We start from the raw sequence: 14,159 nt of genomic DNA on the forward strand, positions 1-14,159 counted from the left end.
GCGCTAATCGTCGTCGGGCCCGAACAGCCTGATCTGCGGGAAGCCGCCGCGCGGCCGGCCCGCATAATCGCGCGCATCGGAATCTTCGCGGATGTTGCGCGCGACGTCGTCCCAATCGGTGCGGTCGCGCATTCCGCGCTGCTCGCGGCCCTCATAGTATTGGCGGCGCTCGGCCCAGCGGTCGCGCCGCTCGGTCCGGCGCCGCTCGGACGCAGCGCGCCTCACGTCGGAATCCTTCGCCTTGGCATAGGCGTTGTCAGGCGAAGCGGCCGGATCGATCGACGCTTGCTGCTCGCCGGGCTTTGCGGCTTTCGGTGACGATGCGACCGCTGGCTTTGACTGTTCCTTGGGCGGCTCAACTGCAGCCGCCTGCGAAGGCGGGGCGGCCGGCGGTTCGGCATTGGCCTGAGCGGGCTGCGCGTCAGGCCTTGCGACTTCGGGCTTTGCGGCTTCAGACTTGGCTTCGGCCTGCGCCGGTGCGGCGATCATGGCGCCGAAGGCTTGCGAGCCGGTGAGATAATTGACCCGTTCGGAGGGCGCGTTTGTCGCCGCCGGCGCCGCGGCGGATTCGGCGCGCTGCGCCATCTTGCTGGTGTCCGGGCCCTGTTTGGACGGGACCGGATTCATGATGTTGCCGGCCACGATCCCGCCGCCCAAACCAATGGCGATCGCTGCAACGATGGTTCCGGCACCGACGAAATAGGCTGTCGAGGCGCGCATTGATCCACTCCCTCTTTGGAGCGAGCAACGCGCGTCGATTGCCGGATGTTCCTGGTACGGAAGCAGTTCCCAAAGGAACTTCAGCGTCAGATCTGCTGCGCGACCTTCTCGAGCCCGATGAGGCGAGCGAGCTTGCGCACTTCCTCTTTCTGGTCGTCACGCAACTGGAACAGCAACGGCATGGCCGCCGACTTCAACTGCTGGACCTCATCGCAGTTCGGGTCGATCTGAGCGCTGGGTGGCGCGTTCGGATTTGAGAGCTTGTTGGCCGAGATCTTGCGGACAACGTTGCGCAGCGCGCTCTCGACCGAGGGCCAGTAATATTCCTGCGACGAGGACAGTTTCAGGCGGTCCCTGATCCCCGCAATCTGTGCGTCGGACAGCAGCGTATAATTCTTCTGCGGCTGCGGCTTGGCCACCACCTTCGGCTTGGCGGGGACTTCGACGGCTGGAACCTCCGCCGCGGCGGGCGCCTCGGACACCGCCGGCTTGGGCATCGGGAAATCGGACGGCGTTGCAGCGGCGAAGGCCTGGCGCAGCGGCTCGGTCAGCAAGGGCGCTTGCGAGAGCCTGTCGGCGGGCACCTGGACCGGCTCGAATGCGGCCGATGCCAAGGCGAGGGTCGGGACCAGACGGTCGGCCTTGGCGGCGCGGTTGGTTGCGAGCGGCTTGGGCGGAGGCGTCTGGGCGATCATGTCTTCGCTGACGCTGGGGACGCTGTCGCGGCCGAGAATGGCGGTGGTGGCGGCGCCGAGGACGAGGAAGCAGGTCAGCACAACGATGGTGATGGCTTTGGACAAACGTCTCTCCGGGAACGGACGCTTCACGAGTTTGTTAACGATGCCCGGCAAAAGGGCACGAATTATGGCTTGAGTGTGCCTTCGTTGCGACAATCAGCATGTCTGCAGCGACATTCTGCGTAAAAGGCAAGGGAAATCAGGCAGCTGCAGCCAGTTCGTAGGCGTCCTGGATGTCCGCGACGATCTCCGAGGCCTCCCAGACCGCGCGCGGCTCGACCGATTGCAGCGCCACCGTCCAATTGCCGCCCCGGCGGGTGCGGGGGACGCTGACGATGTCGAAACGGACGTTGCGGCACAGCGGGTGGCGGGCCAGGGCATGAGCGACGCGGACGCGGATTTCGTCCAGCGAAGCCGCCGTCTTGGTGTTGAGATAATCGAAGTCCATCGCCTGTCCCTCTCGGTCCTGATTGGCGGCCGTGAGAGGATTCTTGGCGGGCGATGGTTAATCTGCCGTTAAGTGGGCGGGGACGGAAGAGCGCGGGATTAACCGTGATCGAGGACGAGCGGAGCCGCAATTCTACGGGGAGCGGCGCGCCCTCGCCTCACGATATTCGGCCACCGTCCGCGCAACGAGATCATCGACCGCGAGCACGTCGGTGACGCCCGAGCTGGAATGCCCACCGCTCCAGATGTCGCGCCAGCGCTTCGGACGGCTCTCGCGCGCGGCAACGTCTATATCCGCAGCGATGTCGATCGCTCCGTGCGCCGGCAGATCGTCGGGATCAAGCCCGGCGGCCACGATCGACGGCCTCAGCATGCTGGTCTGCAGGCCCGTGAACGCGGTCGTCAGCAGGATGTCGTCGGCGCTGCTCTCGACCAGCATACGCTTGTGGCGATCGTCCGCCATGCTCTCACGCGTCGCAATGAACTTGGTGCCCATGTAAGCGAGATCGCAGCCGAGCACTTCGGCCGCATACAGCGCGCGGCCGTCGCTGATGCCGCCCGCGAGCACGATGACGCCGTCATAGAACGCGCGCACCGCGCGGACGAAGGCGAACGGGTTGAGCCAGCCGGTCTGCCCGCCGGCGCCCGCGGTGAGCAGCACCAGCCCATCGGCACCTGCTTCCGCCGCACGTTCGGCATGACGGATGGAAGCGACGTCCGCCAGCACCAGCGCACCGGCATCGTGCAGCGGCTTGACCATTGCTGCGGGCGAGCCGACCGAGGTGATGACGATCTCCGGCCTGTGCCGCAGCAGCACGGCGAGATCATGCTCCAGCCGCGCATTGGAGCGGTGCACGATCAGGTTCGGGCAGAGCGGCGCTGCCTTGCGGCCGGTCTGGTCTTCGTGCTGGCGCAGCCGTGTCTCGATCGTGGTCAGCCATTCCTCGAGCTGGTCCGTGCTGCGGCAATTCGCGGTGGGGAAGCTGCCGATCACCCCATTGCGGCAGGCCGCGACGATGAGTTCGACGCCGGACACCAGGAACATCGGCGCTGCGATCAGCGGCAGAGCGAGACGATCGCCGAAGCGTTGCAGCCGATCTGACGTCACGCAAATCTCCTTGTCACGCATGCCTCCCTCGCGCGGGCCTTGTCGTTTCCTCCCGCAGTCTCTGTGCTAGCGTCGCCGGCAACATTGGCACGTCAGAAGCCGGTGACAAAGCAACGAGGAAACATATGACCGATCCGCTGCACGCATCGTCACCGACTTGTGCGCAGACGCTACGGGCGCTGTCGCGCTATCCCGGCCGCACCGCCTTCGCCTGGCCCGGCGGATCGTTGAGCTACCGGGGCGCCATCGATCTCATCGGGCGCATCCAGGGCGTGTTCATGCGTCTCGGCCTGCCGCCAGGTGCGCGCGTCGCCTTCCTCACCGCGAACCGCGCCGACACCTGGTGCGCCGGCGTCGCCGCGCAATTATCGCGGCTCTGCATCACCTGGCTGCATCCGCTGGGATCGCTGGAGGACCAGCTGTTCCAGCTCGAGGATTCCGAGGCCGAGATGCTCGTGGTCGATGCCGCCGCCTTCCGCGACCGCGGCGGCGAACTTGCAGCAAGGGCGCCCCGGCTGAAGGCGGTCTTCACGATGGGGCCGGCCGGCTACGGCGCCGATCTGTTGGCCGCCATCGAGAGCGCCGGACACGCCAGCGCGCGGAGCCTCGCCGGCCTCGACGATCTCTCCACGCTGAACTACACCGGCGGCACCACCGGCAAATCCAAGGGCGCGCTACGCTATCACCGCGAGAATGCCGGAGCCGCGGCCGCGATCCTCGCCGACTTCGAGATCCCCGACGCGGCACGCTATCTCACGGTTGCGCCGATCAGCCATGTCGCCGGCACCAAAGTGCTGCCGACCCTGATGCGCGGCGGCACCGTGCACATGCTGAGGGGATTCGATCCCGAGGCGGTGATGACGACGATCGCACGCGAGCGCATCAATTTCACGCTGTTCGTGCCGACCATGATCTACGTGCTGCTCGATCATCCCGCGCTTGAAAAGACCGATCTCACCTCGCTCGAGCTGGTGCTCTATGGCGCGTCGGCGATGTCGCCGAGCCGGCTGATCGAGGGCATCGATCGCATCGGACCGGTGTTCTCGCAGCTCTACGGCCAGACCGAGTGCTATCCGGTCTCGGTGCTGCGCAAGGCGGATCACGATCCCAAGACGCCGGAGCTGTTCCTGTCCTGCGGCTTCCCGATCGCGGCCTGCGAGGTCAGGATTCTCGATGACAACGACGAGGAGGTGAAGACAGGCGAGGCCGGCGAGATCTGCGTGCGCGCCCCGCATGCGATGGCGGAGTACTGGAGGCGGCCCGACATCACCGCCGAGACGCTCAGGAACGGTTGGGTCCACACCGGTGACATCGCGCGTCAGGACGAGCGCGGCTATATGTTCATTCTCGACCGCAAGAAGGACATGATCGTGTCCGGCGGCTTCAACATCTTCCCGCGCGAGGTCGAGGACGTGCTATCGCAACATGCCGATGTCGCCATGGTCGCGGTCGTCGGCATTCCCGACGAAAAGTGGGGCGAAGCCGTCACCGCCATCGTCGTGCCGCGCGAGGGCGCAACGCCGGACCCGGACGAGCTGATCAACCTGGTCAAGACACGAAAGGGCTCGGCGCATGCGCCCAAGCAGATCCGGTTCGTCAAGCAATTGCCGATGACCGGCGTCGGCAAGGTCGACAAGAAGGTGTTGCGCGCAGGCTTCTGGAGCGGCCGGGACCGGATGGTGGGATAAATACCCGGGATTCTACGGGGCCGTTGTGTCCCCGACACCACAACGCGGAAAGGAGTGGTTGGCGGCGCGGCCCACGCAATTGCCGGCGAATCGGGGAATCACCTAGACCGCTGCTGGGGCTGGGAAGCGGAGAGTGAGATGAGAGTCGCTTCCCTGGAAAGTGTGGTCGCCGCGGTCACGTTGATCACGGCTATCATCGTGGTGCTGTGGGAGATCAAGATCTTCTACGGAATGTGAACTGGCAGGATGCCCGGGTCGAACCCGACCTCGCATCCCTTCCGCGGCGGCGGAAGCCTGCCGTTCAGTTGCGCAATGCGCGACATAGCTTTCTCACGATCGGTGTCATTGTCCGGTTTGACCGGACGATCCAGTATTCCAGAGACAGTCGTTGTTGAATCGAGAGGCCGCGGCGTACTGGATGCCTCGGTCAAGCCGAGGCATGACAGTGAGGTCGACGCGCGAGCATCGCTCGCTCGTCATGCCGTCGCCTCAGCGCTTCTCGATCACCAGACTCTGCACCGCGCGGCCGAAATAGCCCTGGCGGTCGGCGAGGCGCGACATGGCAAGCCCGCTGCCGTCGGCGCCGATCCAGGACTCCCCGTCGAGCAGGATCCACTCGCCGACCGGCTGACGCGCGAAGCTCACGCTGAGGTCGGCATTGATGTAGGTCCAGGCGCGGAAGTCGAGCGTCGAGGCGGTGCCGTTGGAGAAATCGGCGGCGACCACGGCGCGCATGGCCTGCGAGATCGCTTCCCCCTCGATCAGCGGATGGTCGACGCGAAACCAGATCGCGCCGGCGCCGGCCTGGCCGAAGCGGCCGCGCGCGGCACGCATCGAGACCGAACGCACGAACGGGCTGGTGGCGGCGTGACCGTCCTCGGCCAGCGAGTCCTCCGGCGAGGGCAGCGTGACCGGAAGCTCCTCGACCTCGTCGGGCAGCGCCAGGGCCTGGCGCCGGATCTTGAGCACGGTTGCGCCGACCACCTGGACGCCGTCGGCCAGCAGCTTGATGTTGCAGAGCTGGATCTTGCGGCCCTCGCGCAGGACCTCGGTAGCGATCGTGAGCGGCGCCACCGGGACGGGGCGCATCAGGTCGATGGTGACGCGCGCGATGTCCATCGGAGCAGGCGTCGGGATGCGCTCGGCCGCCCACGTCACCAGCGAGGCCGGCGCCGAGCCGTGCTGCATGCGCCGATCCCAGGGACCGGCGGCATCCGGGCTGGTGTGGACGCTATTTCCGTCGACGCGGTAGATCGCGGTCATCCGTTCAACCCGTCTCAGTTGACGTTCCCCGGACGCTGCGCAGCGCGTAGCGGTGCGCTGCCGATCCGGGGTCCATACGTTGCTGCAGTGGGTCCCGGCTCTGCGCAGCAGCGTTGCACGCTGCAGCGCGTCCGGGACACGTGAAACTACAACGGCGGATCGATCGCTTCGTCATATTCCTTCTTGAAGCGCGCGATCAGCTCGGCTGCGGGCACCACTTTGTCGATGCTGCCGATGCCCTGGCCGCTCCCCCAGATCTCCTTCCAGGCCTTCGGCTTGGCGCGTTCGCCGGAGGCGTCGGTGCCGAAATTCATCTTGGAGGGATCGGAGGTCGGAAGATTGTCCGGATCCATGCCGGCAGCCAGGATCGAGGGCTTCAGATAATTGCCGTGCACGCCGGTGAAGAGGTTGGAATAGACGATGTCGTCGGCGCTCGAGCCCGCGATCATCTCCTTGTAGCGCTCGACCGCGTTGGCTTCCTTGGTGGCGATGAAGGCCGAGCCGATATAGGCGAAGTCGGCGCCGAGGATGCGTGCGGCGCGGATCGCCTTGCCGTTGCCGATCGCGCCCGACAGCGCGATCGGGCCGTCGAACCATTTTCGCGTCTCGGCCACGAAGGCGAGCGGCGAGATGGTGCCGGCGTGGCCGCCGGCCCCCGCCGCGACCAGGATCAGGCCGTCGGCACCCTTCTCGATCGCCTTGTGCGCGAACTTCTGGTTGATCACGTCGTGGAAGACGATGCCGCCCCAGCCGTGCACCGCCTGGTTCAGCTCCTCGCGGGCCCCGAGCGAGGAGATGATCATCGGCACCTTGTACTTGGCGCAGAGCTGCATGTCGTGGTCGAGCCGGTTGTTCGACTTGTGCACGATCTGGTTGACAGCAAACGGCGCCGACGGCCGTTCCGGATGAGCGCGGTCATAGGCCGCGAGCTCCTCGGTGATCCGTGCCAGCCATTCGTCGAGCAGCTCCGGCGGGCGCGCGTTCAGCGCCGGAAACGAACCGACCACCCCCGCCTTGCACTGCGCGATCACGAGATCGGGCACCGAGATGATGAAGAGCGGCGAGCCGATCACGGGGATCGACAGGCGCCCCTTGAACAAGGCAGGCATGGACATTGCGAGACGATCCTCTCTTTTGGCCGGTCATGGAAGGTTGGGCGCCATACCAACAAGGCAATCTTTCCACTGTCAAGTATTGCGTTTTGACGCCGTGGCGGAGGCGCCAGCGATACTATTCCAAGGCGTGGAATTCTCTCGGCGTCATTCCGGGGCGCGCCGAAAGGCGCGAGCCCGGAATCCATTGGGCGTCAGTATGCGCCGTGAAATGGATTCCGGGTTCGCGCTTCGCGTGCCCGAAAATGACGAGAGGACAGACCAGCTCCTACTCAATCAGATCCGGATTGATCAGCCGCTCGAACGAGAACATCTCGTCCCACTTCTCCTGCGTCAACAGCTGGCGTTCGACCACCACGATCTGGTGCAGCGACTTGCCGCTCTTGTAGCCCTCGCGCGCGATCTCGGCGCATTGCTTGTAGCCGAGCAGCGGCTTCAGCACCGTGACGATGCCGAGCGAGTTCAGCACCATGTTGCGGGTGTGCTCCTCGTTGGCTGTGATGCCGACCACGCAATTCTCGCGCAGGCTGTTGACCGCGCGCTCCATGGTTCGGATCGAGAAGAACAGCGCGAACGAGATCACCGGCTCCATCACATTGAGCTGGAGCTGTCCCGCCGAGGCCGCCAGCGTCACCGTCGTGTCAAGCCCGATGACGAGGAAGCTGGTCTGGTTGACCACTTCGGGGATCACGGGATTGACCTTGCCGGGCATGATCGAAGAGCCCGGCTGCAGCTGCGGCAGGTTGATTTCGTTGAAGCCGGCGCGCGGGCCGGAGGCGAGCAGGCGGATGTCGTTGCAGATTTTCGTCAGCTTGCTCGCCGTGCGCTTCAGCACGCCCGAGAGTTGCACATAGGCGCCGGTGTCGGAGGTCGCCTCGACGAGATCGCCGGCGAGGATGAAGTCGACGCCGGTGAGCGCGCTCAGATGCCGGACCGCGAGTTTGGGATAACCGACCGCGGCCGTGACGGAGGTGCCGATCGCAGTGGCGCCGAGATTGATCTCGCGCAGCAGCGCACGCGCTTCCGAGATGCGCTCGACCTCCTCGCCGATCGTGGTGCCCCAGCCGCGGAATTCCGCACCGAGCGACATCGGCACGGCATCCTGCAGATGCGTGCGGCCCATCTTCAGAACACGGTCGAACTCGCGCCCCTTGGCGAAGAAAGCTTCCTGGAGCTGGCGCAGCGCGGTCATGTAGCTCTCGAGCCGCAGGATCAGCGCGAGGCGAAAGGCGGTCGGATAGGTGTCGTTGGTCGACTGGCCGTAATTGACGTGGTCGTTGGGGCTGACGTGCTGATAGTCGCCCTTGCCGAAGCCGAGCGATTCCAGCGCGAGATTCGCGATCACCTCGTTGGCGTTCATGTTGGTGGAGGTGCCGGCACCGCCCTGGATGAAATCGGTGACGAACTGATCCATCATCTCGCCGGCGATGACGCGGTCGCAGCCGAGGATGATCGCGTCCGCGACCCTGGCGTCGAGCACGCCGAGATCGCGATTGGCCATGGCGGCGGCCTTCTTGACGTAACCGAGCGCCTTCACGAAGTAAGGCTCCTGGTTCATCGGAATGCCGGTGATGTGGAAGTTCTCCTTACCCCGGATGGTCTGGACGCCGTAGTAGATGTCGTCGGCGATCTCACGCTGTCCGAGGAAGTCCTGCTCCGTCCGGCTCATGGGCGCTCCTTGTTGCTTGCGCGCGAGACCATCACGTCAGTTCTGGCATAGGGCACTGGTCACGAAAGTATCGGTGCGGCAGTCGTCCGGTTTGCGTTGCCGGCCGGGGATCAAGACCTTGGCCGAGCATTTTTCCGCGGAATCGGCATTCAGGCTCTTGCCTTCCTTGTAGCCCTTGCCCTGGCAGAGCTGGTCGGCGGCCTGCTTGCAGTCTGGCGCGCCGTTCGACGAGACCGGGCAGGCCACGCGCCCCGACACCATGGTCGAGGGCTTGGCCAGCCGTGACAGGTCATTCATGGTTTCACTGGGGCTTTTGATCGGCGGCAGGATCGAAGGCAACTTGTCGAACAGCTTGCCCATTTCATTGATCAGCCCGGGATTTTCCTCTTGCGCCGGCGGCGCCGATGGAGCGGGTGGCGGCGCGGCCTGCGCGCCCGGCGCCTGCAAGCCGAGGGATGGTGGCGCAGATTGCGTCAACGCGGTCCCGCCACCGAGCAGGAGCGAAAGCACCGCGAGAATCAACGTGGCCGGTCGCATGACCTGTTTGCCGGATCGATCCGTCATGACCACAACCGTAGCCGAACCAGAGGTGACGGCAAAGCGCGGAGGTCTAGATCAGCTTGATCGCCACCACGAAGCCGAGCACCAGGACGATGGCGCCGAGGGCAACCCAGAGTCCGAGATGCCGCTCGATCCTGACCCGGATCCAGTCGCCGTAGCGGTTGAGCAGGATCGCGACGACAAAGAAGCGTCCGCCGCGCGCGACGATCGAGCACAGGATGAACAGGAGGATGTTGTAGCCGGCAAAGCCCGAGGTGATGGTGACGAGCTTGTAGGGAATCGGCGTCAGCCCCTTGAGCAGGATGATGACGGCACCCCATTCCGCATAGGAGGCCCGGAAGGCGTCGACCTTGTCGGCGAGGCCGTAGACCTGGATCAGCCATTGGCCGACCGAGTCGAACAGCAGCGCACCGATGGCATACCCGACCACGCCGCCGAGCACCGAGGTCACGGTGCAGATTGCGGCGTAGAGCCAGGCGCGCTGCGGGCGCGCCAGCGACATCGGAATCAGCATCACGTCCGGCGGGACCGGAAAGAAGGAGCTCTCGGCGAAGGATACGGCCCCCATGATCCAGAGCGCGTATGGCTTGTGGGCGGCGTCGATGCACCAATCGTAGATACGTTTCAGCATGGCGCCGCGATGAAGCACCATGGGACGGATTTGTCCATGCCGAGATTGGGGCGAATTGTGAGGTTTCTAGTGGCGCTTGCGCGCGGCGCGCCCCTCGAGCGCGACAATTGGCCGCCTGGCGGCCACGCGCGGTGACGCGACCTTGGGCAGCTTCATCGAGGATTTCGGCAGCTTCTCGGCGATGCCGAGCATGTCTTCCCGCCGCGTCATCTCGCGCCAGACGTCCTCGGGGCGCACGCCGGCAGAGGCCCAGAGCACGGTGAGATTGTACAAGAGGTCGGCGCTTTCCCGGATCACGGCCTCGGAGTCGCCATTGACGGCATCGATCACGACCTCGATGGCCTCTTCGGCGAGCTTCTTGGCCATTTTCGAGGGCCCGCGCTGAAACAGCCGGGCGGTCCGCGATGTTGCCGGATCAAGATCCCTGGCCGCGAGCACAGCCAGATATAGCCGCTCAAGCGAATCACTCATGGTACTCAAAACTACTCTAAACAAATGGCGGGCGTGTTAACGCTCGGCAATGAAAGCAGAAAACAGGCCGGCGCGGCAAGCGCGACGGCCTGTTCTCCGATGCCGCAGGGCCGATCAGTTAATAGCAGCTGTAGCCCGAATAGCCGTGGGCGCAGACGTTCGTGTAGCCACCATAGCGATGGCGGTTGTAGGAGCCGTAATGGGGTCCGTAGCCAGGGCCGCTGTAGTAGACCGGGCCGCTGTCGTAATAGTAACCCGGACCCGGATCATAGGCGTAGGCATCGCGGCTGGCTGCGATCGCCAGGCCGGTCGCGGCCAGGCCGAACATCGCTGCGGCAGCGGCGGCGCCGCCACCACCGCCATGCCAATGACGACCGCCCGCGTAAGAGGCGGTGGGTGCAGCGGCGGTCAGAGCCACCACGGCGGCGGTAGCGAGAATGGCCTTGCGGCCCGCAATCTTGGAGAATCGGTCGAACATGTCTTGGGCCCTCCTTTGGGACCTGGGAATGGACGCCTGCGGACAGGCTCATGCTTTCAAACCCGCATGACCTAAGTTGGGTTCCCCAACCCCAACACAAGCTGAACGGGGTTGCGTAATCGTGACGCAACCGCCGCTCATCCGCCGTTCATGTTCGCGCGCGCACGGTGTCGCCGGCCGGCGCTGCGAGCGTCACGAAACCATAACAATGCGGGACCGGCGCAACTGATGTCGGAATTCAAGACGATCGCGCTTCGTTGCCTGCTGGCCTTCACGATCTCGCTTGCGACACTGATTCCACGCGGTGTCAGCGCGGCCGAGACGCCTGCGCCGTCCTCAATTGCCATTCACTTCAGCTTCGACCGCCCGCCCGACGCAAGCATGGCGCCGTTCTTCCTTGCGGCAAAGGACGGCAGGTTCGGCACCGAGCGTCTGAACGTGTCCTTCAGCAGCGCGGCCGGATCGCCGGAGGCACTCGCCCGCGTCGCCAAGGGCGCCAGCGAGCTTGCGCTCGTCGACATCAACGAGCTGATCCGGTTTCGCGACAAGGAGGACGCGGCGCCGGTCAAGGCGGTGTTCGTGCTGTTCAACCGCGCGCCCTACGCGATCATGGCGCGCAGGAGCCGCGGCATCCATCTGTTGCCCGATCTCGACGGCAAGACCGTCGGCGTTGCCGAGGCCGACCTGTCGATGCGGCTGTGGCCGGCGCTGGCGCAGCAGAACGGCATCAAGGCATCGCGCGTCAAATTCCACAAGATCAGCGCGGCGGTGCGCGAGCCGATCCTCTCCGCGGGACAGGTCGATGCCGTCGCGGGTTTCAGCCACCTCTCGGCGGTGAACCTGCGCGACCGCGGCGTGCCCGGCGCAGATCTCGTGGTGCTGCGCTATGCCGATTACGGCTGCGAGGCCTATGGCTTCGCCGTGGCGGTCAATGCCGCCTTCGCCGCAGCAAAGCCGGACGCCGTGAAAGGCTTCGTCCGCGCCTTGATCGCCGGCATCGCCACGACCGTGAAGGAGCCGGCGCGTGCGGCGGACGACGCCGCGAGCCGCATCGGCGGCGGCGACCGCGACCTGGAGCTGCAACGCTTGCGCACCGTCCTTGCCGACAACGTCCTGACCGACGAGGTCAAGCGCAACGGTCTCGGCGGCATCGAGCCACGGCGCCTGGAACGCTCGATCGACCAGATCGCGCAGGACTTCAAATTCCGCAAGCGGCCGACCCCGGGTGACGTCTTCGACGACCAATTCCTGCCGCCGGTCGCCGAACGGCTGATCAATTGAGAAAAATCGGCGGCTTCCGCTATATCTCGCGCGCGATCCCGGCTTAGAATACGGGCTCCGTCGTCCGCTCGAGCTTCGTCACCCGCATGTCCATCCTCCGTCTCTATACTCGCGTTCTCGAATTACTCGGCAGCGAGGCGCGGCTGGGCTGGCTGCTCGCGGTCGCCAATCTGCTGCTGGCGGGCTCGCAATTCGCCGAACCCGTGCTGTTCGGCCGGATCGTCGACGTGCTCTCCGGCAAGACCGTGGCCGGCTCGAACTCGGCCTGGCCGTTCCTGGCCGCCTGGGTCGCGTTCGGGCTCTTCACCATCCTGTGCAGCGCGATCGTGGCCTTGCAGGCCGACCGGCTCTCGCACCGCCAACGCCAGGCGGTGCTGACCGACTATTTCGAGCACATTCTGCAACTGCCGCTGACCTTCCACTCCGGCACTCATTCGGGCCGGCTGATGAAGGTGATGCTCAACGGCACCGACGCCTTGTGGCGGCTGTGGCTCGGCTTCTTCCGCGAGCATTTTGCCGCGATCCTCTCGGTCGTGGTGCTGCTGCCGCTGTCACTCTACCTGAACTGGCGGCTCGCCATCCTGCTGTTCGTGCTCTGCATCGTCTTCACCGCACTGACGACCTTCGTGGTGCGCAAGACCTTCGGCATGCAGATGGAGGTCGAGGAGCAATATAGCAAGCTCTCTGCGCGCGCTTCCGACGCGCTCGGCAACGTCGCGCTGGTTCAGAGCTTCGTCCGCGTCGAGGCCGAGGTGAAGGGCCTGCGCTCCGTCGCCGATCAATTGCTCGAAGCCCAGATGCCGGTGCTGTCGTGGTGGGCGCTGGTCACCGTCATCACGCGCGCCTCCACCACCATCACGGTGCTGGCGATCTTCACGTTCGGCATCGCGCTGCACGACCAGGGACTGACCTCGGTCGGCGAGATCGTGATGTTCGTGAGCTTCGCCACGATGCTGATCCAGAAGCTCGAACAGGTCGTGAGCTTCATCAACAACGTGTTCATGGAAGCCCCGCGCCTGCGCGAGTTCTTCAATGTGCTCGACGCCGTGCCCGCCGTGCGCGACCGGTCCGACGCGATCGACGCCGGCAGGCTGTCCGGCCTCGTCGAGTTCAACGACGTCACCTTCTCCTATGACGGCAAGCGGCCGGCGATCGAGGATCTCACCTTCACCGCGCTGCCCGGCCAGACCATCGCGCTGGTCGGCCCGACCGGCGCCGGCAAATCGACCGCGATCGCGCTCTTGCACCGCGCCTTCGACCCGCAATCCGGCGTCATCAAGATCGACGGCATGGACCTGCGCGGCGTGACGCTGACCTCGCTGCGGCGGAACATCGGCGTCGTGTTCCAGGAAGCGCTGCTGTTCAACCGGTCGATCGCGGAGAATTTGCGCGTCGGCAAGCCGGATGCGACCGAGGCCGAGATGCGCCAGGCGGCCGCGCGCGCGCAAGCGCTCGAATTCATCGAGCGCAGCGGCGGCTTCGAGACAAATGCCGGCGAGCGCGGGCGCATGCTGTCCGGCGGCGAGCGGCAACGCCTGTCGATCGCCCGCGCGCTGCTGAAGGACCCGCCGATCCTGATCCTGGACGAAGCCACCTCGGCGCTCGACGCCGTCACCGAGGCCAAGGTGAATGCCGCTCTCGACGAAGTGATGAAGGGCCGGACCACCTTCGTCATCGCCCATCGCCTCTCCACCATCCGCAACGCCACGCGGATCCTGGTGTTCGAGAATGGCCGCGTGACCGAAAGCGGAACTTTCGATGAACTCGTGGCCAAAGGCGGCCATTTTGCCGAGCTCGCCAGGGCTCAGTTCATGGTGCAGGAAAACGCACGGGCCAGCGTGACGACCTCCGAGGTTGCCGCGACGGCCGCCAAATCCCCCTAGCAAGTCCCCACAGCGCCGTCGAAATTCGGCCTATTTCATTGCGGAATACCGCACCCGGCCCCCTATTCTCGACGCATCAGCCGGTATAGGTTCGCTGCGCCGCAAGCGGC

The 14,159-nt window shown here is 65.4% G+C and carries 14 protein-coding genes; 3 read left to right on the forward strand and 11 right to left on the reverse strand.

Features of this window, described 5'->3' with window-relative positions; translation table 11 throughout:
• Positions 1–3: 3 nt before the first annotated feature.
• The 4 genes from DCM80_RS08855 to DCM80_RS08870 form a co-directional block, all read right to left on the reverse strand.
• Entirely contained in the window at positions 4–720 is a 717-nt protein-coding gene (locus DCM80_RS08855; protein WP_257196622.1) for a hypothetical protein, read from the reverse strand.
• 86 nt (positions 721–806) lie between these two features.
• The gene (locus DCM80_RS08860; protein WP_028138682.1) at positions 807–1,520 is read right to left on the reverse strand and encodes a hypothetical protein; all 714 of its coding nucleotides are present in this window, start codon (positions 1,518–1,520) and stop codon (positions 807–809) included.
• Between the two features lie 136 nt (positions 1,521–1,656).
• Entirely contained in the window at positions 1,657–1,905 is a 249-nt protein-coding gene (locus DCM80_RS08865) for a hypothetical protein (RefSeq protein WP_028138683.1), read from the reverse strand.
• 132 nt (positions 1,906–2,037) lie between these two features.
• Positions 2,038–3,012 (reverse strand): nitronate monooxygenase family protein, encoded by a 975-nt coding sequence (locus tag DCM80_RS08870; RefSeq protein WP_257196623.1) that lies wholly within the window; start codon positions 3,010–3,012, stop codon positions 2,038–2,040.
• Positions 3,013–3,137: 125 nt separating this feature from the next.
• On the opposite strand from DCM80_RS08870, the gene DCM80_RS08875 reads away from it, so the two are divergent.
• Positions 3,138–4,700, forward strand: a complete 1,563-nt coding sequence (locus DCM80_RS08875) for an AMP-binding protein (RefSeq protein ID WP_257196624.1) — start codon at positions 3,138–3,140, stop codon at positions 4,698–4,700.
• Positions 4,701–5,189: 489 nt separating this feature from the next.
• On the opposite strand, the gene DCM80_RS08880 is transcribed toward DCM80_RS08875, so the two are convergent.
• From DCM80_RS08880 to DCM80_RS08910, 7 genes are all read right to left on the reverse strand, one after another.
• Positions 5,190–5,963 carry a thioesterase family protein gene (locus DCM80_RS08880; RefSeq protein ID WP_257196625.1) on the reverse strand — a complete coding sequence of 258 codons (774 nt, stop codon included), beginning with the start codon at positions 5,961–5,963 and terminating at the stop codon, positions 5,190–5,192.
• A 146-nt stretch (positions 5,964–6,109) separates the two neighbouring features.
• Complete coding sequence (locus DCM80_RS08885; protein ID WP_028138687.1) at positions 6,110–7,078, reverse strand: nitronate monooxygenase family protein; 969 nt, start codon at positions 7,076–7,078, stop codon at positions 6,110–6,112.
• 265 nt (positions 7,079–7,343) lie between these two features.
• Positions 7,344–8,744: an aspartate ammonia-lyase gene (locus DCM80_RS08890; RefSeq protein ID WP_257196626.1), complete on the reverse strand. Its 1,401-nt coding sequence runs from the start codon at positions 8,742–8,744 to the stop codon at positions 7,344–7,346.
• Between the two features lie 36 nt (positions 8,745–8,780).
• Entirely contained in the window at positions 8,781–9,308 is a 528-nt protein-coding gene (locus tag DCM80_RS08895; RefSeq protein WP_257196627.1) for a hypothetical protein, read from the reverse strand.
• Between the two features lie 46 nt (positions 9,309–9,354).
• Complete coding sequence (locus tag DCM80_RS08900; protein WP_257178275.1) at positions 9,355–9,957, reverse strand: YqaA family protein; 603 nt, start codon at positions 9,955–9,957, stop codon at positions 9,355–9,357.
• Between the two features lie 45 nt (positions 9,958–10,002).
• Positions 10,003–10,407 carry a phosphoribosyl-ATP diphosphatase gene (hisE, locus tag DCM80_RS08905; RefSeq protein ID WP_257196628.1) on the reverse strand — a complete coding sequence of 135 codons (405 nt, stop codon included), beginning with the start codon at positions 10,405–10,407 and terminating at the stop codon, positions 10,003–10,005.
• A gap of 118 nt (positions 10,408–10,525) precedes the next feature.
• Positions 10,526–10,885, reverse strand: a complete 360-nt coding sequence (locus tag DCM80_RS08910; protein WP_257196629.1) for a hypothetical protein — start codon at positions 10,883–10,885, stop codon at positions 10,526–10,528.
• Between the two features lie 228 nt (positions 10,886–11,113).
• Here DCM80_RS08910 and DCM80_RS08915 point away from each other — a divergent pair, with 228 nt between their 5' ends.
• Complete coding sequence (locus DCM80_RS08915) at positions 11,114–12,166, forward strand: ABC transporter substrate-binding protein (protein ID WP_257196630.1); 1,053 nt, start codon at positions 11,114–11,116, stop codon at positions 12,164–12,166.
• A gap of 86 nt (positions 12,167–12,252) precedes the next feature.
• Positions 12,253–14,049 carry a glucan ABC transporter ATP-binding protein/ permease gene (locus DCM80_RS08920; RefSeq protein WP_257196631.1) on the forward strand — a complete coding sequence of 599 codons (1,797 nt, stop codon included), beginning with the start codon at positions 12,253–12,255 and terminating at the stop codon, positions 14,047–14,049.
• Positions 14,050–14,159: the final 110 nt, after the last annotated feature.

Origin of the sequence: Bradyrhizobium sp. WBOS08, assembly GCF_024585125.1 — a bacterium.
GTDB classification, from domain to species: domain Bacteria; phylum Pseudomonadota; class Alphaproteobacteria; order Rhizobiales; family Xanthobacteraceae; genus Bradyrhizobium; species Bradyrhizobium japonicum_B.

Coding starts and splice junctions, on each gene's coding strand:
- DCM80_RS08855 (WP_257196622.1), bottom strand. CDS start 720: ATGCGCGCCTCGACAGCCTATTTCGTCGGTGCCGGAACCATCGTTGCA.
- DCM80_RS08865 (WP_028138683.1), bottom strand. CDS start 1,905: ATGGACTTCGATTATCTCAACACCAAGACGGCGGCTTCGCTGGACGAA.
- DCM80_RS08875 (WP_257196624.1), top strand. CDS start 3,138: ATGACCGATCCGCTGCACGCATCGTCACCGACTTGTGCGCAGACGCTA.
- DCM80_RS08880 (WP_257196625.1), bottom strand. CDS start 5,963: ATGACCGCGATCTACCGCGTCGACGGAAATAGCGTCCACACCAGCCCG.
- DCM80_RS08885 (WP_028138687.1), bottom strand. CDS start 7,078: ATGTCCATGCCTGCCTTGTTCAAGGGGCGCCTGTCGATCCCCGTGATC.
- DCM80_RS08890 (WP_257196626.1), bottom strand. CDS start 8,744: ATGAGCCGGACGGAGCAGGACTTCCTCGGACAGCGTGAGATCGCCGAC.
- DCM80_RS08895 (WP_257196627.1), bottom strand. CDS start 9,308: ATGACGGATCGATCCGGCAAACAGGTCATGCGACCGGCCACGTTGATT.
- DCM80_RS08900 (WP_257178275.1), bottom strand. CDS start 9,957: ATGGTGCTTCATCGCGGCGCCATGCTGAAACGTATCTACGATTGGTGC.
- hisE (WP_257196628.1), bottom strand. CDS start 10,407: ATGAGTGATTCGCTTGAGCGGCTATATCTGGCTGTGCTCGCGGCCAGG.
- DCM80_RS08910 (WP_257196629.1), bottom strand. CDS start 10,885: ATGTTCGACCGATTCTCCAAGATTGCGGGCCGCAAGGCCATTCTCGCT.
- DCM80_RS08915 (WP_257196630.1), top strand. CDS start 11,114: ATGTCGGAATTCAAGACGATCGCGCTTCGTTGCCTGCTGGCCTTCACG.
- DCM80_RS08920 (WP_257196631.1), top strand. CDS start 12,253: ATGTCCATCCTCCGTCTCTATACTCGCGTTCTCGAATTACTCGGCAGC.